The sequence below is a fragment of the Streptomonospora alba genome, from assembly GCF_000826685.1.
Classification (GTDB): Bacteria; Actinomycetota; Actinomycetes; order Streptosporangiales; family Streptosporangiaceae; genus Streptomonospora; species Streptomonospora alba.
In genome coordinates this window covers 125445-150705 of sequence record NZ_JROO01000029.1, presented here as the reverse complement: position 1 = coordinate 150705, position 25261 = coordinate 125445, and the positions used below count along the sequence as shown (strand labels likewise).

The 25261-nt window shown below is 71.3% G+C and carries 22 protein-coding genes and 1 pseudogene; 9 read left to right on the top strand and 14 right to left on the bottom strand.

Annotated features, from left to right (window positions below; translation table 11 throughout):
- Positions 1-4 precede the first annotated feature (4 nt).
- The 5 genes from LP52_RS15645 to LP52_RS15625 all read right to left on the bottom strand — a co-directional run bounded on the left by LP52_RS15645 (position 5) and on the right by LP52_RS15625 (position 6728).
- Positions 5-1417: a SagB family peptide dehydrogenase gene (locus LP52_RS15645; protein ID WP_052809897.1), complete on the bottom strand. Its 1413-nt coding sequence runs from the start codon at positions 1415-1417 to the stop codon at positions 5-7.
- Entirely contained in the window at positions 1414-2523 is a 1110-nt protein-coding gene (locus LP52_RS15640; protein WP_040274418.1) for a thiopeptide maturation pyridine synthase, read from the bottom strand. Before LP52_RS15640 ends, LP52_RS15645 begins: the two co-directional genes overlap by 4 nt.
- Complete coding sequence (locus LP52_RS25835) at positions 2483-3484, bottom strand: lantibiotic dehydratase C-terminal domain-containing protein (protein WP_052809896.1); 1002 nt, start codon at positions 3482-3484, stop codon at positions 2483-2485. The genes LP52_RS15640 and LP52_RS25835 overlap by 41 nt, the downstream gene beginning before the upstream one ends.
- Complete coding sequence (locus LP52_RS15630) at positions 3477-6332, bottom strand: lantibiotic dehydratase (RefSeq protein WP_084723238.1); 2856 nt, start codon at positions 6330-6332, stop codon at positions 3477-3479. Before LP52_RS15630 ends, LP52_RS25835 begins: the two co-directional genes overlap by 8 nt.
- A 198-nt stretch (positions 6333-6530) precedes the next feature.
- The gene (locus LP52_RS15625) at positions 6531-6728 is read right to left on the bottom strand and encodes a thiomuracin/GE37468 family thiazolyl RiPP peptide (RefSeq protein WP_040274414.1); all 198 of its coding nucleotides are present in this window, start codon (positions 6726-6728) and stop codon (positions 6531-6533) included.
- 1060 nt (positions 6729-7788) lie between these two features.
- On the opposite strand from LP52_RS15625, the gene LP52_RS15620 reads away from it, so the two are divergent.
- The 4 genes from LP52_RS15620 (at position 7789) to LP52_RS28990 (ending at position 10712) form a co-directional block, all read left to right on the top strand.
- Positions 7789-9108 (top strand): cytochrome P450, encoded by a 1320-nt coding sequence (locus tag LP52_RS15620; protein ID WP_084723237.1) that lies wholly within the window; start codon positions 7789-7791, stop codon positions 9106-9108.
- Positions 9109-9176: 68 nt separating this feature from the next.
- Positions 9177-9893 (top strand): methyltransferase, encoded by a 717-nt coding sequence (locus tag LP52_RS15615; protein ID WP_052809895.1) that lies wholly within the window; start codon positions 9177-9179, stop codon positions 9891-9893.
- A 113-nt stretch (positions 9894-10006) separates the two neighbouring features.
- Positions 10007-10147, top strand: coding sequence for a hypothetical protein (locus LP52_RS27345; protein ID WP_157036346.1), 141 nt, complete (start codon positions 10007-10009; stop codon positions 10145-10147).
- A 136-nt stretch (positions 10148-10283) separates the two neighbouring features.
- Entirely contained in the window at positions 10284-10712 is a 429-nt protein-coding gene (locus LP52_RS28990; protein WP_169775375.1) for an MFS transporter, read from the top strand.
- A gap of 414 nt (positions 10713-11126) precedes the next feature.
- Here LP52_RS28990 and LP52_RS15605 read toward each other — a convergent pair whose 3' ends face one another.
- The 3 genes from LP52_RS15605 to LP52_RS15595 all read right to left on the bottom strand — a co-directional run bounded on the left by LP52_RS15605 (position 11127) and on the right by LP52_RS15595 (position 16222).
- A complete protein-coding gene (locus LP52_RS15605; protein WP_157036345.1) occupies positions 11127-14135 on the bottom strand; it encodes a type I polyketide synthase in 3009 nt (1002 codons plus the stop codon).
- Positions 14135-14851, bottom strand: coding sequence for a class I SAM-dependent methyltransferase (locus tag LP52_RS15600; protein ID WP_052809893.1), 717 nt, complete (start codon positions 14849-14851; stop codon positions 14135-14137). The genes LP52_RS15605 and LP52_RS15600 overlap by 1 nt, the downstream gene beginning before the upstream one ends.
- A 108-nt stretch (positions 14852-14959) precedes the next feature.
- Positions 14960-16222, bottom strand: a complete 1263-nt coding sequence (locus LP52_RS15595) for a styrene monooxygenase/indole monooxygenase family protein (protein ID WP_040274410.1) — start codon at positions 16220-16222, stop codon at positions 14960-14962.
- A gap of 1044 nt (positions 16223-17266) precedes the next feature.
- Here LP52_RS15595 and LP52_RS15590 point away from each other — a divergent pair.
- From LP52_RS15590 to LP52_RS15575, 4 genes are all read left to right on the top strand, one after another.
- Positions 17267-18562, top strand: coding sequence for a sensor histidine kinase (locus LP52_RS15590; protein WP_052809892.1), 1296 nt, complete (start codon positions 17267-17269; stop codon positions 18560-18562).
- A gap of 62 nt (positions 18563-18624) precedes the next feature.
- The gene (locus tag LP52_RS15585) at positions 18625-19056 is read left to right on the top strand and encodes a roadblock/LC7 domain-containing protein (RefSeq protein WP_040274408.1); all 432 of its coding nucleotides are present in this window, start codon (positions 18625-18627) and stop codon (positions 19054-19056) included.
- A 64-nt stretch (positions 19057-19120) separates the two neighbouring features.
- The gene (locus tag LP52_RS15580) at positions 19121-19480 is read left to right on the top strand and encodes a DUF742 domain-containing protein (protein WP_084723234.1); all 360 of its coding nucleotides are present in this window, start codon (positions 19121-19123) and stop codon (positions 19478-19480) included.
- Entirely contained in the window at positions 19455-20063 is a 609-nt protein-coding gene (locus LP52_RS15575; RefSeq protein WP_040274406.1) for a GTP-binding protein, read from the top strand. The genes LP52_RS15580 and LP52_RS15575 overlap by 26 nt, the downstream gene beginning before the upstream one ends.
- A 70-nt stretch (positions 20064-20133) precedes the next feature.
- Here the strand turns inward: LP52_RS15575 and LP52_RS27340 are convergent, their stop codons facing one another.
- The 3 genes from LP52_RS27340 to LP52_RS15560 all read right to left on the bottom strand — a co-directional run bounded on the left by LP52_RS27340 (position 20134) and on the right by LP52_RS15560 (position 22813).
- Entirely contained in the window at positions 20134-20499 is a 366-nt protein-coding gene (locus tag LP52_RS27340) for a hypothetical protein (protein WP_157036344.1), read from the bottom strand.
- A gap of 473 nt (positions 20500-20972) precedes the next feature.
- Entirely contained in the window at positions 20973-22151 is a 1179-nt protein-coding gene (locus LP52_RS15565; RefSeq protein ID WP_052809891.1) for a sensor histidine kinase, read from the bottom strand.
- On the bottom strand, positions 22148-22813 hold the full coding sequence (locus LP52_RS15560) for a response regulator transcription factor (RefSeq protein WP_040274402.1): 666 nt from the start codon (positions 22811-22813) through the stop codon (positions 22148-22150). Before LP52_RS15560 ends, LP52_RS15565 begins: the two co-directional genes overlap by 4 nt.
- A gap of 264 nt (positions 22814-23077) precedes the next feature.
- Between LP52_RS15560 and LP52_RS15555 the strand changes: the two genes are divergently transcribed.
- Positions 23078-23374, top strand: a complete 297-nt coding sequence (locus LP52_RS15555) for a hypothetical protein (protein ID WP_040274400.1) — start codon at positions 23078-23080, stop codon at positions 23372-23374.
- Positions 23375-23833: 459 nt separating this feature from the next.
- Here the strand turns inward: LP52_RS15555 and LP52_RS28985 are convergent.
- From LP52_RS28985 to LP52_RS26670, 3 genes and pseudogenes are all read right to left on the bottom strand, one after another.
- Positions 23834-24016, bottom strand: a pseudogene (locus LP52_RS28985) (putative quinol monooxygenase); the annotation flags it as partial.
- Positions 24017-24041: 25 nt separating this feature from the next.
- The gene (locus tag LP52_RS26675) at positions 24042-24605 is read right to left on the bottom strand and encodes a transposase family protein (protein ID WP_274518818.1); all 564 of its coding nucleotides are present in this window, start codon (positions 24603-24605) and stop codon (positions 24042-24044) included.
- Positions 24606-24688: 83 nt separating this feature from the next.
- The gene (locus tag LP52_RS26670; RefSeq protein ID WP_238580941.1) at positions 24689-25261 is read right to left on the bottom strand and encodes a TetR/AcrR family transcriptional regulator; all 573 of its coding nucleotides are present in this window, start codon (positions 25259-25261) and stop codon (positions 24689-24691) included.

The window sequence follows — 25261 nt, the reverse complement described above, 5'->3', positions numbered from 1 at the left end:
CCTGTCACCCCTGTGGGGGGCGGCTGCCCAGCGAGAACTCGCCGACAGCGCTCTCGGTCGCGTAGTCCGTCCCGGTCGCCGCGTTGAAGTCCGTCGCGTCTCCGCCGCCCAGGCCGCAAGCCGCCAGCCCCATGGCCGTCGCGACCAAATACATCGTCTGGTACAGAACGCCGACGTGCTTGAGGATCAGCGAGTACGGCATCTGCTCGTAGATCCACATCAGGCGGCCGAATCGGGCGGTCACTATGAGCAGCACCTGCGGCGTCCCCGGAGTGGGCGCCGCGCGAAGCGCCGTGCGGAGCAGCCGCCGGACGTCGGGCCCTTCCTCCCGCACCAGCCGGAGCCGGTGCGCGTGCGCGTCGTAGTGGTACACGCCCGCGTCGAGCCCGGAGGCGAGGCGGACGACGGGGTACAGCTCCAGCTCGTAGACGGAGCCGCCGGAGGGATGGGGGCGGCTGGGGTACTCGACCCCGCCGCCGACGCGCATCGAGCGCACGCGGGCGCACCGGTACAGCAGTTCGCCAAGCTGGTCGAGGGTGATCGGGTTGGCGTCGTCGTGGACGCGCAGCGACCGCCGATCCTCGACGACCGAGGTCAGCGTCGGGTCCTCGCGCCTGAGCGCCTCCAGGCGCGGCCGGTGCAGCACGACCTCCGGACCGGGGTAGGGCTTCCGGCGCGCGGGCAGCGGGTCGAGGCTCCCTCGGGCCCACATCGTCCGACCGTAGCCCTCCGCAGCGTCGGAGCGGTCGCCCATCCGCGAGCGGCGGTGGAACCACAGCTCGTGCGGCTGCCACTGGCGCAGCCGCAGCCGGGACTCCTCTTCGGCCGCGCTCGGCACCGCCAGGCCGCTCCGCAGCAGGTCCGCCAGCAGGCGCTCCCGGGCCGCGGCGGCCAGCGGCACGGCGGCGAGCTCCGCGGCGCCGCCCGCACCGGCGAGGACCCCGATCGCAGCCTGGACCGCCGGGTCGCCTGTCTCCAGGCGGGCGCTCGCCAGCGGCGACTCCGCAACGAGCCGGTCGCTCTCGCGGCGCACCACGGTGAACCGGGACAGCACCACTCCGGCGCCGCCGTCGCCGGAGGCCGGCCCCAGCGGGCTCTCGGGCACCAGGGTGTAGAGCGGCCGGTCGCCGGAGCGGACGGCGGCGGCCAGCCACCCCCCGGCCTCCAGCTGCGTGACCAGCGCCTCGACCTCGCCGGGCCCGGCGTCCTGCGCCACATCGGCGACCAGGTCCGCCGACCGGGACGGGCCCTGGGCGAGGCGGACCAGCACCTTGCCCTTCCACGGCGCGTCGGCGCCCAGCGATTCGTTGCGGCGCCGCGTCGCGACTCGGACGTGCCCGTCGCCGCGAGCGCAGGAAACTCCGGGGACCAGGCGCAGGTCGCGGTCGAGGCCGCCGGAACCGGGTGCGGCGCTCACCGGGGCTCACCCCCCGCGTCCAGCACCGGCTCCGGCGGGGCCCGCGTGATCTGTTCCATCGCGGAGACGCCGTACAGCTCCTCGACGGCGTGGGCGGTGAGATGGCACAGCAGGTAGCGCTCCACCGGAGTGACGCCGAGCTGTGTCATGAAGAGGTAGGTGTAATTCAGCATCAGCCGGTACAGGACGAACCACTCGGCGGTCATCGACGCCATCACCGCCGGGTTGCGATAGGCGGCGCGATGGTAGGGGCTGGCGCCGGCCAGCGGCGGAGGGCGGCCGTCGGCGCCGGGCGCGAACGCCGTTTCGGAGGGCAACCGCCCTTCCGCGAGGAGGGCGCGCCCCCGGCGGCGGAACGACCGCATCAGCTCCGTCCACTCCCCGGTGAAGCCGACTCCGCCGGACCCGTCGTCCAGCGCCCCGGTGACCCGTCCGACGCGGTCGCACAATGAGGCGGCGTGGCCGCGGTAGTGCGCGTCCCAGGACGGCCGGAGGCGGTGCGCCTCCGGGTGGGTGGTGAGGAACGCCTCGGCGTGGGACCGGAACGACATGAACCCCGTGGTGATGCCGACCCCCGACAGCGCGTGCGCGGTGGCCACCATCAGGTCGAAGGCCAACCCGAGCCGCGGCGTTCCGCCGGCGACCGCCTCGGTCATCCGGAAGGCCGGATCAGCGGTCGCCGCGTGGAAGTCGGCCAGCAGGTCCGCCACCTCCTCGCTGCCGAGCACGTGCGCGCGCCGTTCGAACGGGGCTTGGTGGATCGTGTTGTCCGGCCGCCACGGCAGCAGCGGCCGGTCGTCCTCCTCCAGCTCCGCCAGTCTCCGGTGCTCGTCCAGGTGGTCCTCGGGCACGAGGTGTGTGCACGAGGGGTGCCGCGCCAGGAAGCCGCCGACGATCTCCTCCGCCGCAGGACGCACCAGCGCGGGCACCGCCGCGGGGGCGCACTTCACGTGGATCCGTACGTGCGGACCGAGCCGCCAGTGCCGGGTGAACGACGTCGCGGCGACCTCGGGCGCCAGTCGGCGCAAGAGCGGCCGGACCCCTTCGAGTAGCAGGCGGTCCTTGTCATTCGCGTAGTAGACGACGTGCAGGCTGTGCCATTCCACCCCGGTCCTCCTTGTCGTCCCCGCCGTTCGCCGCCTGCTCGGCGGCGAGCGTGCCGACGGCTTCGGCGGCCGCGCCCCGGATCTCGTCCTCGCTGTTCAGCAGCACGCCGATGCGGTTGCAGAACAGATGTGCGCAGGTGTCCAGGACCTGAAAGGGGGCCGGGCCGGATGCGCCGCCCTGCGCGCCCTCCACATCGGCGCGCAGGGCGATTGCCGACCGGGCCCAGTCGACGAAGGTCCCCGGGCGCTGTACGTCGCGTGCGCGCGCCGCCAGTGGGAGAAGGCCGCGGGCGATGCCGAGCGCCTGGTCGCGCCGCTGCTCCAGGCGGGCGGACGGCGGCGTGCCGCCGAGCCCGAGGAGGTCGACCGACCCGGGCTTCGCGGACTCGGCGGTGCCGACCCGTGCGGCCAGGCGCCCCAGGTCGGGTTCGGCGACCAGCCAGGCGAGCAGGACGGCCGCGTAGGCGGCGGTCGTCCGCTGCCCGAGCGCCGCCCCTTCGACCAGGAGGCGGACAGCGAGCCGGCTGGACTCGGCGAAGTGCCGCTCTACCGCCTCGCCTGCGCCGCCGTAGCGGTCGTACTCGCGCCGGTAGGGCAGGAACGCCACCGAGTTGTCGGGACGCAGATCCGTTTCGAAGGCCTCCATGCGCTCCCTCCGGGCGTAGAAGGAGGCCATGTGCAGGTACCGGTCCCGGCGCATCGGCTCGCGGCTGGGGCAGGCGCGGAAGTAGCCGGCGAGTCCGTCTAGCACGGCCTGCTCCACCCGTGCCCGGCCGCCGCGCTCGGGCAGCAGCCGCAGCCGGACGTGCGGGCCGCCCTCCCAGTACCGCAGGAAGAACCAGCGGCGCAGCACGCCTGCGGAGTCGAGTTCGGCGGTCAGGGGAGCGATCCCCTCGGTGACGAGGAGGTCCAGGTCGCCGTGGTAGAACGCGTGAGCGCTCACCCAGTCGGATTCATCCATTGCGCCTCCCCGGTTCGGAGATCTCCACGAGGAACTCGGTCACGGCGGGGCCGCCGCCCGGCGCGCGCGCCTCGCCGGGATCCGGGAGCGCCTCCTCGAAGACGGCCATCGCGGCCGAACCGTCCAGCATCCGCTGGAAGGCCAGCACCAGGAACCAGTTTGCGAAGTCCACGTAGACCGGCTTGTGTGCCTTGTCGAGCATCCAGGTGCGGTCGGTGCTCGCGCCGCTGCCCGGCCGCGCGGGGTCGGCCCACACCCGCACGAAGCACCGTGTCGGGATGCCGTGCTCGCGCAGCCAGCGGAGCAGGCGCAGCCAGTAGTCGGTTTCGGCCTCGCCGCCCTGACGGCGCGGCACCTGCCGCATCGGAGCCGCCCACGCGGCGCGGCGCAGCACCGCGGAGCCGACCGCGACCCGGGGGTAGGCGGTGACCGACGCCGGCGTCTGCGGCGCCTCGTCGGCGACGAGCGACGCACTCGGGTACACGTAGAAGCTGTGGCCGAACGCCTGGGTCATGAACTGCGCGGCGGCGGGCAGGAAGAGGTCGCCGAGCATCCCCAGGTGCAGCGGTACAACCTCGGTGCCGAGCGTCTCGCAGTGGAGCCGGACGAGGCCGGTCCGGGAGTCGTGGACCGCCACGCAGTCGCCGGGGCGGATACGCTGCTCGGCGGGGCGACGGCTCGTCGTGAACGGGTAGTCCAGTTCGTAGGGCGCGGCGGCGCTGCGCACGTTGACGGCGGACGCGAACCGCCCGCCCACTTCGGCCACCGCCCGGCCCTCCGGCTCCGGCTGCCCCGGAACGAGGTCGCCTGCCGCGCAGTCCGCCTGGTCCAGCAGGTGCATGACGCGGCTCCTGCCGCGGCCGTGGCCGTTCTGCACCGCGTTGAGCACCAGCGACGGGCTGGACTCGGTGCCGGTCGATTGGACGTAGCAGGCGAGCGACTCCGCCGCCGCGACCCAGGGCGGCCATCCGGCCGCTAGGGCGGCCAGGCGCGCCGGGTCCGCGCACACCGCGCCGTACTGCGCGGTTGCGCCGGTGCCGCGGTCCCCGAGCACCGCGTCCCGGGCCTCGGCCTGAATGCGCGACAGCTCGCGGAGGCGGGGGAGGAGGCTCCCGGCGAGGGGACGGACGAGGTGGGCCTTGGCGTGCAGCAGCCGCACAAGCTCCCGCGCCGCCGGTGTCCGGTCCGGCGCGCCGTCCCTCCGCAGTTCGTCCTGCAGGGCCCTGTGCAGCTCCAGGACCGGCACCCGCGCCGCGGTGCCGAAGCGTTCGCGGAAGTAGGCCGCCAGGGCCAGGCGGAGCGGCAGGGACGGGTCGAACGGGGCCAGCCAGCGGCGGAGCACGTCCAGGTCGTGCAGGGCGGGTTCCCAGCGCGCGAAGGAGCACGCCGCCGCCGGGTCGGTGTAGACGGCGTTCTCGTAGAAGGTCCACTTGGCCGCGGCGGCGTCTGCCTCGGCCTCTTCCCCCGTGTCCGCTCCCGCCTCGGCGTCCGCCCCCGAGTTCGGCTCCGCGTCCGCTCGCGCCGCCGCGTCCGCTCCGGGCTCGGCGTCCGCCTCCGGCAGGTCTTCGACGCGCGCCGCGAGGTCGCGTATCGCCCCCATCAGGCGGCGCTGTCGCTCATGGTGTTGGTCGAGGTCGTGGACGGGGACGTCGCGGCGCGCTTCGGCACGCACCCGCTGCACCAGCGCGAGCACGCCGGCGGGGCGCTCGCCGCCGCAGGACGAGAGCCAGTCGGCCAGCTCCCCCAGCGGGTCGCCGGCCAGGTCGGCGACCGGCGACCGGCGTTCCACCAGGCCCAGGTCGACCAGACCGGCCACGAACGAGTCCACGCTCTCGGCGGAGGCACGGCCGGAGGCCCCGTCGCCCGCGGCCACGAGCGCGTCGCGCAGGCCGGACCAGGTGCGTTCGGGGCCGGTGCCGAGGAGGTCCATGCACGCGCGCACGGCCGGTGTGGCGGGCATCGTCAGGACGGGCTCGGCCGGCCGGCGGCCCGCGAAGCTGACCCGGCCGTCGCCCACGGTCGCGCTCGGATTGAGCCGCAGCCGCAGTGAGGGCGCCAGCCGGGGATCGGTGCACAGCGACGCCAGGAGCGTCTGCACCAGCAGGCCGTCCAGCTCCACCACGCTGCGCACGCACCGCGTTCCGATGTCGCGGACAGCGGGCCCGTCGCGGGTCCACACGCCCACGCCGCTGACCATGAACGTGCTGTAGGGGCTCGTCTTGGCCGACGCCCGCGCGACGTACTTCGCCAGCGCGACCAGCGACTGGCGGCGCGGCGCGTGCGCGTCATCGCCGAGCCACTTGCGGATCTCGGCGTAGAGCGCCGGGCTGGACTGGGACAGGGCGCGGCGCAAGCCCGTGTGCCCCGCAACCGCACGGAGTTCGCCGCGCTTGGCCGCCTCCTCGTCGGCGAGGACGGCGGGCAGTTCCCGTACCGTCCGCTTCAGCGTGCCGAGGTCGGCGGTCCAGCGGCGGATCCGGTCCGCGACCGGCCCGGGAAGAACGCCTGCCACCTGCTCGTTCCACTCGGCCGGACGCGGTTGCCTCGACCGGTGCAGCGCCCTGCGCAGACCGACGACTCCCGGTTTGGGCGGACCGCTGCCCAGTGTGCCGATGACGTCGTACAGGGAGCCGGCCAGCAGGCGCCCCTCCGCCTCCACCCGCTCGCCGAGGCGGGCGGCCTCGTCGACGGCCGCGAAGGAGCGGGTGAATTGGAGGGCGCCGAGGACCCGTACGGGCAGGCCGGCTGTGCGGACCACCGGCGGCGACGCCACGCGTGCTCCGCTCGCCAGGACCGGGGCCTGCTCCAGGGCCGCCGGGGGTTCCCGGTTCACCGTGTCCCCACTCATTCGGCGTCCCCTCGCAAGCGGGTACTCGAGCCGGCGCCGCTGCGCGGCGCCGGCGGCCGGGCGACCCTCCGCCCGTCCGTCCGCCGGAACCGGTGATCCCGAGGTGAGAGCCCTCACGACCACCGGGTTCCGCGAACCCAGGAACAGTGAAACATCAGAGCGTGGACATCGGCCGCGGTGCAGGCCGGACCGGAACCGTCAGCAGGCGGGGCTGCTGCAGGCGCACATCAGCTCATTGCAGATCGAGGACGCGCCATTCTCCGGAAGCCCGTGCCCTTCGGTGAGGGTTTCCAGAGTGAGCCCCTGGTCCGCGAGGTCGAATACGTCGACCGGGACCGAACTCAGGTCGAAGTCCAGCTGCTCGGAAACCTTTCCATTCCGCTTGGATCCTGCCACTCCCAGCTCCTCTCATCTTTACGTACCGGGGCAGCACGAACGCCGCTCCGGCGCAATTCCTCCTCCGATTTAACAATTTCGTCGAAGGTGGGCATGCAGGCCTGTTCCGAGCTCTTCTGGATCGGTGGAGGGCGTGAATCAGGGCGTGAATCGGAATGCGCTTCGCACAGATTAGGGCGGCCCTTGAGGGCGGTCAAGGAGGGCGATTGATATCGCGGCGGCGGGCGGTCGGCCGGTGGACCGCAACTGTGGTTCGAGGGAGAGGCGGTTCCGCTGGGGCACCTGCGGCGGCCTGCGGGCGGCGCTCCGGGACCGGCTCCTTCGCACCCCCCTGCGCTCGCCGCCACCGCTGCCCACGGGGGCGCCGGCGCCGTGGCGAAGGAGGATGCGTTCGCGGCCGACGAGGTGGCGCTCCGCGGTAGCAGTCGGACGGCACCGGCCGCAGGTTTCGGACGATGATGGGACGATTATTGTGCGCGCACATCTCCGAACAGACGGTCGCCCGGGTGATCCCCGGCCCTTAGCCCCCGCGCAGCGCCGCCGGAGCCGCGTGGATACCCGGTCCCCGCCGCCGGGGGAACCGGCCTTCGGGCGGCCGCCCGGAGGGCGCCGGTACACCCGCGAGCGGGCCGGCGGCAGGCGGGGGAGCCGTCGATCCGGGTTCGCGGTGCCGACGGGCTCCGGTCAGCGCCGCGCGAAGCCGGCACAGGCCCGGACGCGCATACCTGCGGCAGGCCGGCGGGCGGCTGCCCCGATGTGTGCCGCATCGGCCGCCGGACGGCGGTTCCGGTCACACACCGCGTTCCGGCTCTCGCCGGAGCGGCGAAGGGGCGTCGCCTTCCCGGCGCCGCTGCGCTTTCAGGCGGATTTCGCTGCACGCTGCGTGCGCGCCTTCCCGGTTCGGAATGGCGGTTCTCGGAGTCCGGCCGACCCCCCGGCCCGGTCCATTAGGAAACCGTGACCTTCAGTAGCGGATTTCCCCGACGCCCCCTCGGTTACTTACAGCAGCCCCGTCGGCGAGGGATTGACACAGGGTGTCGCCGAGTGCGTAACTTGGCGTATGGGAACCGTGCGAACGACCGTCCACAAGAAACGGATTCCTCCCGGCCCCCAATTGCCGCGGGTGGCGCAGACCGCGCTTTGGTTCAGCGACGCGCGGCGCATGCTCTCGCAGTGCCATGAACGTTTCGGCGACATATTCCGTATCCAGATCGCCCATCAGGGCACATGCGTATTCATCAGCGCACCGGAAGACGTGAAACGCGTTTTCACCGCGGCGCCCGAGCAACTGCACGCCGGTGACGGCAACCGGTCGATGAAACCGGTGCTCGGCGAGAACTCCGTGCTGCTGCTCGACGAAGCCGAGCACCGGGAGCAGCGCAGGCTGCTGCTGCCCTCCTTCCACGGCGAGCGCGCCCGGGGATACGCCGGCCTCATGCGCGAGATCGCCGCCGCCGAGATCGGCAGCTGGCCGCGCGGCCGCCCGCATCGCGTCCGAGCGAGCATGCAGGCGATGACCATGGAGTACATCCTGCACACGGTCTTCGGCGTCGCCGAGGCCGAACGTCTCAGCCCGCTGCGCGCGAACCTAGAGCGTCTGCTCACCATCGGCGCCGACCCGCGCCACGCCCTGTTCCTGCTCGTGCTGGGGCCCGACCGCCTCCGCCGCTTCCCGCCGTTCCGCCGCGAGATGGAGGCGATCGACGGGCTGCTCTACGCCGAGATCCGCCGGCGCAGGCAGCAGCCCGATGTCGCGGAGCGCTCTGACGTGCTCTCGCTCCTGCTGCACGCCCAGCACGCGGACGGCTCGCCGATGACCGACTCGGAGCTGCGAGACGAGCTCGTGACACTGCTGGTCGCGGGCCACGAGACCACCGCCTCGGCGCTGGTGTCGGCGGTGCGGGAGCTCGTCCGGCACCCGGACAAGCTCGACCGGCTCACCGAGGAGCTCCGCGCCGGCTCGGACACCTACCTCAAGGCGGTCGTGTACGAGACGCTGAGACTCCGGCCGGTCATCTCCATCATCCCGCGGACCCTCCGGCAGTCGATGCGCTTCGCCGGCTACGACGTCCCTGCCGGGGTGCGCGTGATTCCCGCCATCTCCCTGCTGCACCGGCGCCCCGACGTCTACCCGGAGCCCGAGCGGTTCCTGCCCGAGCGCTTCCTGGAGCAGCCGCCCGGCACCTACACCTGGATCCCCTTCGGCGGCGGGGCGCGCCGCTGCCTCGGACGGGCGTTCGCCCAGCTCGAAATGGAGACGGTGCTTCGCGAGCTGGTCCTCGGCGTCGCGATGCGCCCCACGCCGCCGCAGCCGGCTCGGGCGTCTCGGCGCCGAAACGCCACCGTGCCCCCGCACGACGCCGAGGTCATCGTCACCTAGCGCGGCGCCGAACCGCCGCCGACGCGCCGCGGGCCGCGGGTCGCCGGGCGCGTGGAGAGGGAGTGAGCATGCGACCGGCGCAACGCATCGGCTGGGTGCAGCACGTCAACGGCTGGACGGACTTCTGCGGCGTGAAAATCGAGGTCGACCCAGGCGTCTTCGTTCCCCGGCGCCGCACGGAGTTCCTCGTGCAACAGGCGGCCGCCCTGATCCAGGAGGGCATCCGTCCGGACGCGCGAACGGACACCGAAGCGGGTCCGGAGGCGGATTCCGCGGCGGACATCGTCGTCCTCGACCTGTGCTGCGGTGCGGGTGCGGTCGGGGCCGCCCTGGCCTCCGCCGGGCGCATCGAGCTACACGCCGCGGACATCGACGCGGCCGCGGTGGCCTGCGCCCGCCGGAACATCGCCCCCATCGGCGGGCGGGCCTACGCAGGCGACCTATTCACCCCGCTACCGCCCGCCCTGCGGGGACGGGTCGACCTCATCGTGACCAACGCGCCCTACGTCACCAGCGAAGAGAGCGCCCGACTCCCCCTGGATGTGCGCCTCTACGAATCTCGTGCCGCCTTCGACGGCGGAACAGACGGCCTGGATCTCCACCGCAGACTCATCCCCGAAGCCGCCGCCTGGCTGGCCCCCGGAGGCAGCCTGCTCGCCGAACTCCACCCCTCCCAGACCTCCCAGGCCGCCAGCCTGCTCGCCTCCGAAGGCCTGACCCCCCGCGTCAGCACTTCCCCGTCCCTCGACTCCACCGTGATCACCGGCATGAAGCCGCCTCCGTGAACGGATGAGCTCGCGCAGCCGCGCAACCAACCCCCGCGTGCACGTGATGGGGCGACGCCTGGAGACCGGAGTACAGCAGCAGGCCCTGGCGATCGCTGCTGAGCATCGGCGCCGTGATGCTGTCCACCCTCATCCTGCTGGCCACGACCTCGTTCTCCCTGGACCAGGTACCGTTCGACCTCGAACCGATCGAGCGACGGCCCCTGGACAGCAGCATCCAAGAACTCACCTACCGGCCCACCCTGCATCTCTGAGCCCGTCCCTGCCCCCCGCCAAGGACCCGACCCTGATCGAGGTTCCCGCAGTCCGATATGCCGACCGGCCTCATCGCGCCCCTGGCCATGAGGCTTGCTGACCATCTCTTGATCGTTCATCGATCTGCTCCGCGCCTTGCAGGGCCTGGGCTCCGGTACGGTCGTCTCCGCGGGGGCCGCCGTGCTCGCCGACGCCACATCGGGGCAGCAGCGGGTGCGGGTGTTCGGCCTGCTCGCCGCGAGCTTCGGCGCCGGGGCCGCCTTCGGCCCATTGGTGGCGGGAGCACTGAGCCACCTGGGAGGCTGGCGGTCGGTGTTCGTCGTGATCGCCGTCGGCTCCCTGACGGCTTTGCCGCCTCCCGGTGGGCTCGGGAGTCACGCGCCGCATCGGCCGCGCGCATCGACATACCGGGCATGGCTTGTTCGGCGGCGCGCTGCTCGCCTTGTCCCTCGCCTTCGTTCAAGCCGGATCGGCAGGCTGGGGCGACCCGTGGGCACTCTCGGCTTTCGCCGTGACAATCGTCCTGCTGACCGCGTTGGACCGGCCGCTGGAAGAAAGCCCTGAACGCCTTCGATCTGACCTTCGAGGGCCGACTGACCGCGACACGCCGCTGACCAGGAACAATAGTTACACCGTTACCTTGACAGGCCCGCGGGCGGCTGCGCATCCACTGCCTGGTCGACGTCCGCGCACTGGGACGGAGTCTTGGGGTGGGCAACCTGTTCCACCGTGGCCGGCAGCCGAGCGAGGTTGGCGGAGTGGTTGATGCTCATGCGGCCGGGGCGGCTGCTGTGAGCGGCCGTGTCGATGAAGGACATGGGCCCGGGTGGGGTTCCTGGCCGGGCCGGGGCACGGGACTGGACTGTGGGAGGGGTCGGCAGCGGTCCGTCCCCGCCCCTCCCGCTCAATCGGCGCAGTTGCGTATCGGAATCGGGGCCGCACCAGGGGCGCCATGTGCGGCCCCGACAGGACGGCTCCTCAACGGACCCGTGCCTTTGCAGGACTCGAGCTTGGGGTACCCGGGTCGGTGCCGGGCCCTGATTCAGGCTCGGTAGCGGGGGCCAGAACCGCGGCGAGGGCATGCCCGAGGCCGCCGACGGTAGGCGAATGGTCCACGTCCAGCGCACCCGGTTGCGCGAGGACGGGGTCCAAACCGGCCAGGCGGGCACGCAGGGCCAGTCGGGCGTGCGAGGTCAGGCCCAGTTCGCTCAGGTCCGTGTCGTGGTCTTCGATGCCGACCGGGACGGGTGCCAGTTCGGCGACCAGGTCATGGACGAGATTCTCCAGCCGTGCGCGGCGTTCGGCCGGATCGAGGCCGCACAGTTGCCGACCCAGCGGCGGTTGGGCGGGCTCGGCTGCGGAGCGGTGCCAGCGCAGTGGAGGCAGGGGGACGTGGGGATGGCGCGGATCGGGCCAAGCCGGGGTCCGGCCGCGGGTGTAGCACTCGGCGATGGCGTGCAGCAGCGCGGTGTGCTCATCGGTCTCCAACGCGCCGGGGGCGCAGAGGGCGGCGGGAAGTGCGTGGCGGGCGATGGTCTGGGTGATCGGCGTTGCCAGGGTGGAGTGCGGGGAGATCTCCACGATCAGGCAGGGCCCGGCATGAGCGGTGCGCGCCACTGCGGCGTGCAGGTCGACGGGGTCGCGGAGCTGAGCGGCCCAGTAGTCGGCGTCCATGACCGGCGCCGGCGTGCCGCGCCGGGCGGTGGAGGCCATCGGGACGGCGGGGGCCCCGGCCTCCAACCCGGCCAACGCCGCGGCGAGGCGATCAGAGGATTCGGCGACGATCCGGGAGTGGGCCGGCGGGGCGTCGTCCAGGAGGCGGTGCCACACCTCGCCGGCCGCCAGTTCGGAGGCCAGGCGCTCCAATGCGAAGGCGGGACCGGAGACGACGGTGCTCCGGGGCGCGTTGCGGACGGCGATGTCCAGTTCCGGATGCGCGGCCAGCCGCTCCCCCGCCTCGGACTCGCTCAGGCCGGTGGCCAGCATCGCGCCGCGGTCGACGACCTCTTCGAGTAGCCGCGAGCGTGCGACCACGACCCGGACGGCCTGGTCGAGTGACAGGGCGCCGGAGGCATGGGCGGCGGCGACCTCGCCGAGGCTGTGGCCGATGACCGCGTCAGGGGGCAGTCCCCAGGCTTTCAGCATGCGCGCCGTCGCCACCTGGAACGCGAAGACGGCTTGCTGGACGGCGGCGTAGCCGCTCGGTTCCCCGTGGAGGGGGTTCCATGAGGGGTCGGCCCCGTGCGCGTCGAGGCATGTGCCGACTTCTGCCAGCGCGGCGGCGAACTCCGGCGATCGCGCCGCGAGAATCCGCCCCATGGCTGGGCGCTGGGCGCCATGCCCGCCGAAGGCCAGCACCAGCCGCGGTTCCCGGTCGGACGGGGTGCGGGGTGCCACCAGCCCCGGATGGGGGCCGCCCGCAGCCAGGGCCCGGAGTGCGCGACCGGCTTCGGCGGCGGTGGACGCGACCACCGCGGCCCGATGTCGGTGGTGGTCGCGGCGGTGGCCGGCGGTGGCGGCGATGCCCCGCAGGTCGGAACCGGCCGTCTCTGCTGCGTGCGCCCAGTCGGCGGCCGTGGCGGCCAGTGCCTCAGGGGTGTGCGCTGAGACGGGGATGATCCGCGCCTGCGCGTCCCCGGCCCGGTCGGTGGCGGCAGGCGCATGCTCCGGTGGACTCGTCAGGACGGTATGGGCGTTGCTCCCGCCGAAGCCGAACGAGGAGACGCCCGCCACGCGCTCGGGCCCGCGGTCGGGCCAGGGCACGGATTCGGTGGGGACTCGGATCGCCAGTCGCTGCAGGGCGGGCCGAAGGCGGGTGTGCCCGGCGGTGGGCGGGATCTGTCCGTGGTGGACGGCCAGAGCCGCCGCCGCGAGGCCGGCGACCCCGGCGCCGCCTTCCTGGTGTCCGATGGCGCCCTTACTGGAGCCCACCCACAGCGGGTCTCCGCTGTCACGGGCGAAGACCTGGTCGAGCGCCTGCGTCTCGATCCGGTCGCCGGCACGGGTGCCGGTGCCGTGGGCGTGGATGTACCCGACTGAGGCCGGGTCGATTCCGGCGCGGGTGTAGCAGTCGTCCAGCAGCCGGGCCTGGGCCCGGGCGCTGGGAGCGCCCAACCCTTGGGGGGAGCGGCCGTCGCTGTTGACGGCGCTGCCGGCGATGACGGCGTAGACGCGGTCGCCGAGGGTGCGGGCGTGGTTGAGCCGCCGAAGGACGACCACCACGGCGCCTTCGCCGCGCACGTAGCCGTCGGCCTTGGCGTCGAACGGGCGGCACATGTCGGACAGGACGCCGCCGTCGTCGAAGGCGCGTGTCAGCACGGGTGAGGCCACCGAGTTGACGCCGGCGACGATCGCGACGTCGATGTCGCCGTCCTCCAGGTCGCGGCGCGCGTAGTGGATCGCGGTCAGGCTGGAGGAGCAGGCGGTGTCGATGGTGGTCACCGGTCCCCGGGCATCCAGGAATCTGGCGAGCTGGGTGGCGAGCATGCCCGTGCCTCCGCCGCCGATATCCAGTAGCCCGGGGCGTTGCTGGGGGCCGAATCGGCTGGTGACGGCGTCGATGGCAGAGGATCCGGTGTAGATGCCGGTGCGGTCGGCCGCCTCGGCGGCGGTGATCCCGGCGTCTTGGAGCGCCTCGATACCGGTTTCGGCCAGCAGCCGGTGCAAGGGGTCCATCGCTTCGGCCGTGGCCGGGTCGATGCCGAAGAAGTCGTGGTCGAAGGCACTGATGTCCTCGGCGTCGAGCGCGGCGGACGTCCAGGGGAGGCCTGGCCGGTCCTGTTCGTCGAGCAGCGGCGCCATGGTCGCCCACCGTTCCCGGGGAACGGGGTTGATGGCGCTTCGGCCGCTGCGCAGCAGGGCCCAGAGCGCTTCGGGACCGTGCACGCCGCCGGGTAGCCGGCATCCGATTCCCACGATGGCGGCCCGGTGGTCGGCAGTGGCGGGGCGGTGTCCGGATCCGCCTGTGCTGGTTTCCCCGACTGTCATCACGCTCGCCTCCTCGCGCGCCACTGGGCGACGGAACCGGTGACGCTGAGCCGCTCCACGTCGAATCGGGTGTGCAGCTCGGCTGCAAGGTCGGTGAGCCGGTCCCCACTGTTGGCGAAGACGCTGCGCCGGTTCAGCCGGCGCAGCGCGAAAAGCGAGGTCCGCGTCTGGGGCACTTCGTGGGCCAAGACGGTGGCGCCGACGAATACGCCGCCGGGCCGGAGCACGCGGACCGCATTGTCGAACAGGGCGGTCTTGTCGGCGATACGGGCACCGGGAAGGCAGTGCACAAGCATGCTCGCACCTACGGAGTCCACCGACTCTTCGTCCAGCGTCCACGGGGCGAGCGCGTCCTGGCGGTGCAGTGCGGGTGCGTGGGAGGCCAGACGCTGGGCGCTGGCCTCCAGCGCCCCCGTGTGCAGGTCGAGCAGGTGGAGCTGCACGTCGGGCACATGCGGCAGAACGTGGGCGAGGGTGTAGCCGCTTCCGGGGGCGACCTCCAGGTGGGCCGTTCCCGGCGACAGTGCACCGGAGTAGAGGTCGATGAGCGCCTTCGGCGGGCAGCGCCACACCCAAGGGATCGTGCCGTGCGTGACCAGCAGGTCATAGCGGCGGACCATGTTGTGTCGGCTCCACAGCGCCTGGTTCTCCAGGGCGGCGGAAGACTGGTCGCCGGGGCGGGGGATGGACGGGGTGGATTCAGCGGACGGTGACATGAACCACTCCTCGTTTCTGCGCATGCGCGCACAGCAACTGCCGGGGTCCGGGATGGGGAGGTGTGTGGTGCGGGTCCGAGAAGGGCGGGGCGTGGGAGGCAGGGGTCGTCAGGCGGGTGCGGCTTCGTTGAGGAAGGCGGATGCGGATTCTGGGTCGTAGAGCCAGGTGTCGTAGCGGCGGGGGTCGGCCAGGTCGCCGATGAACCGGTCGGCGACGCTCTGGTGCTGGGCCGCGGCGAACAGCACTTCGGTCAGGTGCGGCATCGCCTCGGCTGCTTCGGGGTCCCACATGCGGTGCAGGAGGTCGCTGAGGCGGGCCGCGGACTCGCCGCCGCTGCGCCAGAACGCCTCGAAGGTCTCCTGCTGCCAGTCGGGGGTGAAGGTCTGATCGCCGTGCTCGACGATGCGCTGGAGGTAGACCTGAGCGCACAGACTGGAGAGGTTCCATCCCTGCCCGCCGATGGGGTCGGTGCTCACCACGGCGTCGGCCATTCCCAGGACCGCTCCGCCGGAGAGGCGTTGGACCGGCTTGCGCACATGCGGGCGGACGCGGGAGACAAGGGCGGCCGTAGCGTCGAGGGGTGCGCCGTGCTGGATGCGGGCTGCGACGTCGGGGAACTCGCGGGCCAGGGTGCCGACGATCCATTCTGCGACTTGGCCGGGGTGGGGGCGGCCGCGCTCGGGCCGCAGGTGGGAGCCGTCCAACGGCCCTCCCGGCTCGCCCATGACACACACCGAGTAGGCGGGGCCGTCCGCAGTGAGGACGGGGGCGATGAGAATGCGGCCCTGCGCCGCCGAGACCACGTCGGCGTAGTCGGTCAGGGCGGGCTCGACGCGGTCCACCAGGACTTGGGTGATCACGCGCTGGTGGCCGCCGCCGAGCCGACTCTGGTCGACGTCGAAGACGGCTCCCAGTTCGCCGCCGCCCACGGCGACGATGGTCAGGTCGTACATCCGGGAGAAGTAGTCGACATCGGTGAGAGTGGCGCCGTGGATGACCACCTTGCCGCCCTGGTCCTCGAAGAACTCCAGCCAGTCGGCCATTTTGACGCGCCGGTCGACGGCCACACCGAACCCGTTGCCGTGGGCGGCGAAGCTTCCCGAAAGCACCGCCGGCGGCATGTAGGGCGGGTGGAGTTCCAGACGGGCGCCGGAAATCCGCGGCGCCTGGGCCGACCACAGGTCCAGACCCAGCTCGCGTTCGGACGACAGGGCCAGGGGCAGGCTGAACTGTGTGGTCGAGGGGCTGGCTCGGCGCACTTCCCCGGAGGACTGGGCGCTCATGATCGTGACGTCGTAACCGCGAGTGAGTAGGCCGTGGGCGAGGTGCAGGCCCGACTGTCCTCCGCCGACGATCAGAATCTTGCGCATATCTCCTCCTGCGTCAGCCGGTCGCAGGCGACAAGGAAACAGCGACCGGTCACCCGGCAATGAACGAGAGCGACAGTACCGGTTCGTGATCTTGTTCCGTCCCCTGCGGTGGCGGCCCGATCCCCCCGCTGTGCCGGGATTGTGGGAGGAGTGCGGGCCCCGGCCTGCGGTGGCGCCGGTCGGCGGTGCGGACGGGAGCCGCCGTGGACGCAACGGGCCGACCCGGTTCCCACGTGGACCGGAGCGGCCCGGTCGAGACACGGGCACAGGGCGGACCGCCGGCGCGGAGCGAAAGAAACGGATATTCGGGATGTGATCCGGAGGAGAATGATCAAGCGGCACGAAAGTGATCTTTCCCCATCGTGCATTTGCACTGAACATGAGCTTGATCACACACGGCCGTTCCGTCCGATCCTGCGCACGCGCCGGAGCGTTTCGGCAGGCCGAGGATCGCAACCCGCATCGACCAGGGGCCACATTTCCCGTGGTCGGCGATGGTACGAGCGAGGTCGCGCGAGCAAGGGGGACGCGGGAGGCGACACGGCACCCCCACGGCGGTGTATTTTCACCTAGCACGAGCCGCCTGAATTGGATGCACTAAATGTCTGATTCTGGTCCGGTGGAACCGGGTCCGTGCGCCTCCCCCGGCTTTCTGCGTATGGCTCCCGTTCGCGCATGTCCCGCCCGGCCTGGATTGCTGTGCTAGCGTGTCCGCCGATTCGTCGGATTCCAGGCCGTGACGACAATCGGATCGTTCCCAGATGCGCCGCCGTTGGAACGATCGGCTGTTGCGACACGCCTAACTACAGCCCGCGGCGCTGACCCGGGTGACCGGTCGGACGCCTACCCAGGCGATTCACCTCCGGACCTCGGCGAACCGGCGGCCGCTCACCCGATTACCCGCATACGAGGAGGTGTGCAGTGGCACAGGCGTCGTCATCTACCGGCCAGGGATACCCGCCCCCGGAGCAGCCGCCGCTCACGCACCACAGTCCCCCGCCGCCCCGGTGGCCGACCCGGCAACCCGAAGGACGGTGGCGACGCATGCTGCGGCGCCTCGGACTGGGACGGAAACGCCGCAGCGCCACCGGGATGACGGCTCACGAGCTGTTCGCAGCCCAGCAGCAGGCATTGGCCCAACAGTTGAGCCCCCCTCCGACCGTCGGTTCCCACCCGCACCAGCCCCCGGCGCCCGAGCAGGGACCGCCCCAGGCGGCCTGGCCGCAGCAGCCGCCCGACCCTGCCGCAGCGCAGGAACCGCAGGCCCTCGGTGAACCGGCCGGAGAACCGACTCGGCCCGCCACCGCTGCCGAGGCCCCCGTCAAGCTGGTGACCAGCACCTTGGCCAGTCTGGCGATGCGCGACCTCGCCCTGGTGGACTCCCTCATCGAGGTCGTCGAGGACCTGGAGGACAGCAGCGAGGACCCCGAGCTGCTGGAGCGCCTGTTCAAGATCGACAACTTCGCCACCCGAATGCGCCGCAACAGCGAGAACCTGCTGGTGCTGGCCGACCAGGACATCGGCGACGCCTCGGCCGAACCCGTGCCGTTGCTGGACGTCGCCCGCGCCGCCATCTCCGAGATCAAGGACTACCAGCGGGTCCAGGTCGGCCGCCTGCCCCAGGTCTTCGTCACGGGATCGGCCGGCGACGACCTGAGCCACTTGCTCGCCGAGCTCATGGACAACGCGACAGGCAAGTCGCCCGAACACGCCCAAGTGGTGGTCAGCGGCCAGTACATGGCCGACGGCCGGCGGCTTCTGCTAACGGTCCAGGACGAGGGAATCGGCATCCCCGAGGACCACCTCGCCGACCTCAACGAGCGCCTGCGCGGCGAACCGGTGCTCGACGAGCAGGTCATGCGGCATATGGGGCTGTACGTGGTCAGCAACATCGCCCACCGCCACGGCATGGAGGTACAGCTGGAGGCACGGGCCTTCCGCGGCATCAGCGCCCACGTGATGCTCGGCGCCGACCTGGTCAACACCACCGGTCCTCTGCCTCCTGCACCCGAACCCCCGTCGCAGCCGGTGGCGCCCCCGCCCCTCCGCCGTCCGGCGCCCGAGCCCGGACCGGCCGCGTCGGCGGCTCCCGTCCCGACTCCGCCAGAGGAGCGCAGCGCCATGGACTCCGATTCGTCGACGGTCACCGCCGCCGGACTACCACGTCGCAGCGCGCATCGCCACACCTCACCGCTGCCGCTCTCCGAACCGTGGGAGAGCGATGCCCCCGTCGACGCCCCCGATGATCCGTCGGTCGACAGGGCCGAGCGGATCCGCGACGACCTCGCCGGCTTCGTTGAAGGCGAGCAGGCGGCGGCCCGCGACGAGGACGGCTCCTGACGGGTCTGTACCGGCATCGACGCGACAACCTCCACCCACCCGATCGCAGAAGCTGGACTGAAATGGATAACCGCTTGAGCCAAAGCGCCGACACGGAGAACTTCACCTGGCTGATCTCGAACTTCGTCGATGACGTCCCCGGTGTCGAACACGCCATCGTCGTCTCCTCCGACGGGCTCCTGCTGACCTCCTCGCGCGACTTCCCCGAGCAGAACGCCGAGCAGTTGGCCGCCATCGCCAGCGGAATGCACAGCCTGGCGCTGGGCGGGGCCAAGATGTTCGGGAAAGGCGAGTGCGAGCAGCTCATCGTGCGTATGCAGCGCGGCCATCTGTTCGTCATGTCGATCAGCGATGGCTCCTGCCTGGCCGTTCTCAGCGCGCCGAACGCCGACATGAAGATCGTCGCTTACCAGATGACCAAGCTCGTCGAAAGCGCTGGGCACGTTCTTACTCCGCAGCTGCGCTCACAGCTCCGCGGAGTCGTGGCGCCGTGAGCGGACTGTCGCCGGTCGGTGAACGCCGGCACGCATTTCCGTGGACGAGGAGGGGGGCATCCACATGAGCAACCGAAGGAGCCGACGCGGACGCATCCGCCCGTACACCTTCACCGGTGGCCGGACACGCTCGCGCCATCCGCTGCTGGTGCAGACGCTGGTCTCGGTCGCCGACGCTGACGGCGCGGTGCCCGCGACGCTGCCCCCTGAGGCCGAACGCATCCACGAGATGTGCCACGAGACCCGATCGGTGGCTGAAATCTCGGCGGAGTTGAAGATCCCGCTGGGCGTGACCCAGGTGCTGATCAGCGATCTGGCCGATCAGGGACTCATCTACATCCATCCCACCATCACCGGCCACAGCCCGTCGGAAAACCAAGTTCTTGAAAGGGCGCTTCGTGGACTCGAACGTCTCTTCCAGTAGCCCAAGTGCACCGGGGCGGTCGCTCGTCTCCGCCAAAGTCGTCGTCGCCGGCGGGTTCGGTGCCGGAAAGACGACCCTGGTCACCTCCGTCTCGGAAATCCCGCCGGTCTCCACCGAAGCGGTGATGACCGAGGCCAGCGAGCAGCACGATGACCTGTCCTCCACGCCCGACAAGGTCACGACCACAGTGGCCATGGACTTCGGTCGGCTCACCCTCGAACAAGAGCTGATCATGTACATGTTCGGCACGCCGGGACAGGCGCGGTTCTGGTTCATGTGGGACGACATCGTCCGTGGCGCTGTCGGGGCGGTCATCGTCGTGGACTCCCGCCGCCTGGCCGACTGCTTCGAGGCGATCGACTACTTCGAGACGAATCAGAGCGCGCCCTACATCGTGGCGCTCAACCGGTTCGACGACCAGCTTCCCTACACCGTTGATCAAATCCGCGAGGCGCTGGAGATCAACCCGGAGATCCCGATCGTCGACTTCGACGCCCGCGACCGCAACTCCGCCGGGGGCGTCTTGAAGACCCTCCTGCGCTATGCCCTGTCGCGACCGCGCGAGGCCGATCCGGCCGCCTGAGAGGCGAGGCCGCCCACCCGTAGCTGTGCGGCCGCCCTGGTCGGCAGGGCGACCGCACAGCTGTCCGCTGTCAGCAGGGGGTGCGGGCTCGGGCACGTCGAGGTCCCGTTGACCTCGGGCATTCGTGGAGGGCGACCGCGAGCCGTTGGGGTACGGGGCCGGGATCGAGGTCACCATCAACCAGTGCGCGGACCAGGCGTTCCTCGGCGCGCGATCGGCGCTTGGCCAGCGCCCAGTACCCGCCCCCCTGCTGCGCAGCCAAGATGCGCAGGGAGGTCTCCTCCAGCCGACTCGCCCCGATCAGCTCAGCCTCGGCCCCGGTGAGCACCCCGCGCTCCACCGCCCGCTCCACCACCGCATCCGGATGCCCACCGGCACCGCCGCGGCCGGTGGCGACGGCGGGAACCGAGTCGTCGCCGGCCTCGGCTACCGGCACCAGGGCCAGATGGTGTCGACGGGCGCGCAGCCCGGCGCGCTGGGCACGGCAGCGCAGAAGCCCCGGATGTCGGCTGGATCCGGCATGTCGGGTCTGCGCATAAGTGAGGTCTCCGGTAGATGGATCAACGACCAAGAAGACCGTCTACACGGAGACCTCGGTGGCCAGGGTATCGATCGGAGGACGCAAAGACCTCACCGACAAGCAGTGGCGCGTGCTCGAACCGCTGCTGCCCGCCACCGGGTCGGGAAAATAGGACCCGAGGACATCCGGTTCCAGATCTTGTAGAGGTTGTCCTTCAACCCCTCCTCGAACTCCCCCAGCACGACGCTGTCGACACCGGCAGCACCCCGTTTGGCCCGCACCTGCTCCCATGCCTGCCAGACCTCCAACTTGGAGATGGCAAACGGCTTGGCCACCGCCGCCTGAAAACCGGCCTGCAGGGCGCGCGCTGCTCCGCCGTGGTGCCGGCTTCAACGCTGCTGCGGCGCGCTCCCGGCGGCGGGCAGCACGACTGTGACGGTAAGCCCGCCCTCGGGGTTGGGGGCGCCGCCAACGGTTCCGCGGTGGCTGTGGGCGATGGCGCGGACGAGAGTGAGGCCGAGGCCGTGGCCCGTGGCCTGCGTACGTGATCGCTTGCGGTGGAACGGCTCGAACAGTCGATCGGCGAGTTCGGGACTGATGACCTCGCCGCTGTTGGTCATGGTGATCACGGCGGAGTCCTCCTGCGCGGAGACCTCGAGGTGCGCCGTGCCGTCCGCGTCGTTGTGGCGGATCGCGTTCTGCAGCAGGTTGATCAGCAGGTGGTGGAGCAGGTCCGCATCGCCGTCGACCACGACCGGATGCAGGTCGCTGCGCACGTCGATCCGCCGGTCCGCCGCTTCCTGCTGGACCTGCTCCAGTGCGTCCGCGGCCGCCTTCGCGAGGTCGACGGGCTGCGCTTCGTCGATGCCGTGGTCAGCTCTGGACAGCGTCAGCAAGGACTCCACGGTCGCGATGCTGCGCTCGTTGGTCTTCATGAGCCTGGACGTGAGGGCGCCGACGTCGTGGTCCCCGGGGTGGGCGCGGGCGACCTGGAGCATGGTGCGGGTGGTCGCCAGCGGGGTGCGCAGTTCGTGTGCGGCGTTGGCGGCGAAGCGCTCCTGGGCCTGGAAACTGGCGTGCAGGCGGTCGAGCATGGTGTCAATGGTGTCGGCGAGGTCGGTGAACTCGTCCCGGGGCCCCCTGAGGCGGATCCGTTTGTGCAGGGTGGGCCCGGCGATGACGCCGGCGGAGCGGGTCATCCGGTGGACAGGGGCGAGGATGCGGCCGGCGATGAGCCAGCCGAGCAGGAACGCGATCAGTGTCATCGCCACCAGGGCGGCGACGGACAGCTGCAGCAGGACCGAGAGGACGTCCTGCTTGCTGGTGATCGCGACGGCCTCGCTCGCCCCGGAGGGTCCGCTTGGCTGGAAGGGTCTGGCCCGTTCCGCCTCGACGGCGGTCACCTGCACACTCGTCGCGGCCAGGTTGTAGCTCGGGACGAACCACATCAGTGCGTACAGGATGGAGATGAGCACGATGCCGAAAGCGAGCAGCATGCCGCCGTAGAGCAGGGTGAGTCGGGTCCGGATGGTCAGTCGGCCCCGCCGGAGGCCGTCGGAGGCGCTCATGCCGCGGTGGCCAGGTAGTAGCCGACGCCGGTGGCCGTATGCAGCACGGGCGGGTCGCCGAGCTTGCGCCGCAGTGTCGAGACGGTGATGCGGACGGCGTTGGTGAACGGGTCGGCGTTGGCGTCCCAGGCCTTCTCCAGCAGCTGCTCAGCGCTGAGGACCGCCCCGTCCGCCCGCATGAGCAGCTCCAGGACGGTGAACTCCTTGGGCGTCAAGGACAGGGGGAGGCCGCCGCGCTCGGCGCTGCGGCGGGCCGGGTCCAACCGGATGTCACCGCGGGTCAGCACAGGCGGCTGCGCGGGTGCGGAGCGCCGCTGCAGCGCGTGCAGCCGCGCCACGAGCTCGGGGAAGTCGAACGGTTTGACCAGGTAGTCGTCCGACCCGAGCCGCAGCCCGGCGACCTTGTCGGCCAGCCGATCGGCCGCGGTCAGCATCAGTATGCGGCACTCGGGGTGGTCGGCCACCACGTTGCGGCACACGTCGTCCCCGTGCACCCCGGGGAGGTCGCGGTCCAGGACCACCACGTCGTAGTCGTTGACCGCGATGTGCTCCAGAGCCGTGTCACCGTCCTGCGCGACGTCGACCGCCATGCCTTCGCGGCGCAGGCCGGACCGCAACGCATCGGCGAGGAACTCCTCGTCCTCCGCCACCAGCACCCGCACGCGGCTGCCCTCCTTGTCGTATCCGGCTTGTTCCGGACGCGTCCGCTCAGCGCTGCCGGGTGCAGGCTGAAACGGAACGCCACGTCGAGCCCATGATCAACGCACCGGCATATGGATGAGTTATGGAATCGGCCAAACACTGACGATAAGTCCCGGCTGGCTTACTGCTCGTGGCGGTCGCAGCCAGCCACGGCGGCCGCTCCCGGTGGAACGACCCCCGGGATGCTCCGCGGAGCAGTCCAGCCGAACAGAATGGGATGTCCCATGTCTTCCTTCCGCAAGATCGCAACCGTCGTCGCCGGTGTGGCCCTCGCTGTCGGAGGGGGCGGTGCCGCCGCGTTCGCCTCCGGCACCGCGCCGGAGCAGACCGTGGAGGTGCCGGTGGGCGTCGACGCCAAGCCCGCCAAGCCGAGCGGGGAGGCCGAAAAGGGCGAGAAGCTGGCCAAGGACGAGTCGATCCACATCATCAAGGACGGAGACGGCGTCCGGATCATCAAGGGCGAGGACGGCGAGGTCCCCGGCGACGCCGAGCCGGCCAAGCCGACCAAGCTCGCCGAGTAGAGGTAGCGCGGTCCAGCGCGGTCGCGGATCCCGGTTGAAGCGTCCGGGGCCCGTCGGGGCGGTTCGCGGGGGCGCGCCGCGAACCGCCCCCGCATGACGGGCCGCGGCTCTCGGCACCGGCGCACCGTCACCCGCCCGGCGCCGGTTCATCGACCCCACTGGCGAGACCAACCGCGCGCCGGGCCGTATCGCCGCCCACTGGCCGGGCCATTTGGTCCACCTGGACGCGACGAAGGCCGACCGCATGCTCCAGAGCGGGACCGGCGCGTGCACGGCAGCGGCTCCGAGGCGGCCCGCTCCCTGCCTTGCGCCTGCACGCCGGTGGCACCTACGTCCAGCCCTCATCCAGCTTGTGGAGGAGGTGCATGCACGGAGCGCGTGGTTCCGTGACCTCTGGGAACGGCGTGAGGCCGCCATCCGGCGTGGCAAGCTGAGGCAGGTCCTTCGCCCCCTGACGGGCTAGTGAGCAGGGCAAAAGGGACGCAGCAGGGTGATGCCGTCCTTGATGGAACCTTCGATGAGCTTGCGCATCCGCGGCACCAGCTCCCGCATGCGCCGCGTGTTCAGGTGCGCGTCGAGGTCCTGCCTGCTCTCCCAGCGCTCGCAGATGACGAACGCGCCGGACTGTCCGTCGACCTCGTGCGCCTCGTAGTCGTCGTCCCCGGCGTCATTGAGCCTTTGCCAACCTGTTCACGGGGTGGCGAGCATGAGGATCTGAACTGCGGCGACGAGTTCGGAGGCCCGGCCGGGGCAGGAACGGATCTTGCGCAGGACGCGCCGGTTCTTCAGCTCGGCGTTGACCCGGTCCCCGCTGCCGGGCGTGGGCGGTGTTGACCTCTTTCCGCGCCCGCGACAGCCGCCGGTAGCGACCGGTGTCGGGGTCGATGCGGCGGCGACGCTGGAGGACCCGGATCGCCGGGCCGCCGCCCTGGTAGGCGGTGTCGGTGATCGCGCGCACCCCGGCCGTGGTGAAGGCGTCGATGATGCCGTGCTCGCGGCCCGCCCCCATATCGTGGCGGGCCCCGGGCAGCGCCGGTGAGATCCACACCAGGCGACCGAAGGAATCGGCTACGACCTGCACGCTCACTCCGTGGCATTTGTGCTTGCCGCTGTAGAACGCGCGGTCCGTGCCGGCGCCCGCGTTCAGTGGCCCGGCCCGGCCACAGGTCGACGGCGTAGCGTTCTTTGCCGTCCAGCTTCTCCAGTTCCTCACCGGCGACTGCCCGGGCATGTGGTGGCAGAGCCTCGCCGACATCGGCCAAATCGCTCTTGTCCAGGGGCTCTTCTGCTGTCCTCAGGGCTTTCCGTTGATCGTCACAGGTCCGTGACCAGGTGCGTCCCCGTCGTCAACCGACTTTGCGCTGCCCGTGACCCGCCACCGGCTGAATAGTTACCTGGACCCGGCAATGGAGAAGCACCCTGGGGCCGCAGTCCGTCGAAGAGGATGATGAGGTGACGCTGCAATGAATCTGCCGATTGTCCCGCCTGGAGCCCGACGGTGTGAACGAGAGCGCAGAGGATCATAAGGATATCGGGCCCAGTGACGTCAGATCGGATTCCACCGGCTTCCTGGGCGCGTTCGACCAACGCATTGGTCCTCACATGCAGCTGATTCCGACACTCGGTCACTTTTGGATCTCCTTCCGTGGCCGCCCGCAAGAACACAAGATCCTGGTGCTGCAACTGTTCTGCCGCCACAGCCAGGAACTCCAGCAGCGCACCCGTAGGATCAGCGGATTCCAGCAACTCCCCCGCGACGGCGCTGAGCGAGTCGAAATGACCGCCTACGACCACGGCGACCAGTTCCTCCTTCGTGGCGAAGTGTCGAAAGACGGTCCCCTTCGCCACGCCCGCACGGCGAGCGACATCCGCGATCGAGGCGTCCAT

Bases quoted from the DNA above. Each gene is read 5' to 3' on its own strand.
- LP52_RS15600 (WP_052809893.1), bottom strand. From the start codon at position 14,851: ATGTCACCGTCCGCTGAATCCACCCCGTCCATCCCCCGCCCCGGCGAC.
- LP52_RS15585 (WP_040274408.1), top strand. From the start codon at position 18,625: ATGGATAACCGCTTGAGCCAAAGCGCCGACACGGAGAACTTCACCTGG.
- LP52_RS15580 (WP_084723234.1), top strand. From the start codon at position 19,121: ATGAGCAACCGAAGGAGCCGACGCGGACGCATCCGCCCGTACACCTTC.
- LP52_RS15605 (WP_157036345.1), bottom strand. From the start codon at position 14,135: ATGACAGTCGGGGAAACCAGCACAGGCGGATCCGGACACCGCCCCGCC.
- LP52_RS15620 (WP_084723237.1), top strand. From the start codon at position 7,789: ATGGGAACCGTGCGAACGACCGTCCACAAGAAACGGATTCCTCCCGGC.
- LP52_RS15615 (WP_052809895.1), top strand. From the start codon at position 9,177: ATGCGACCGGCGCAACGCATCGGCTGGGTGCAGCACGTCAACGGCTGG.
- LP52_RS25835 (WP_052809896.1), bottom strand. From the start codon at position 3,484: ATGGATGAATCCGACTGGGTGAGCGCTCACGCGTTCTACCACGGCGAC.
- LP52_RS15565 (WP_052809891.1), bottom strand. From the start codon at position 22,151: ATGAGCGCCTCCGACGGCCTCCGGCGGGGCCGACTGACCATCCGGACC.
- LP52_RS26670 (WP_238580941.1), bottom strand. From the start codon at position 25,261: ATGGACGCCTCGATCGCGGATGTCGCTCGCCGTGCGGGCGTGGCGAAG.
- LP52_RS26675 (WP_274518818.1), bottom strand. From the start codon at position 24,605: ATGCCCGGGCAGTCGCCGGTGAGGAACTGGAGAAGCTGGACGGCAAAG.
- LP52_RS15630 (WP_084723238.1), bottom strand. From the start codon at position 6,332: ATGAGTGGGGACACGGTGAACCGGGAACCCCCGGCGGCCCTGGAGCAG.
- LP52_RS15595 (WP_040274410.1), bottom strand. From the start codon at position 16,222: ATGCGCAAGATTCTGATCGTCGGCGGAGGACAGTCGGGCCTGCACCTC.
- LP52_RS15555 (WP_040274400.1), top strand. From the start codon at position 23,078: ATGTCTTCCTTCCGCAAGATCGCAACCGTCGTCGCCGGTGTGGCCCTC.
- LP52_RS15590 (WP_052809892.1), top strand. From the start codon at position 17,267: ATGCTGCGGCGCCTCGGACTGGGACGGAAACGCCGCAGCGCCACCGGG.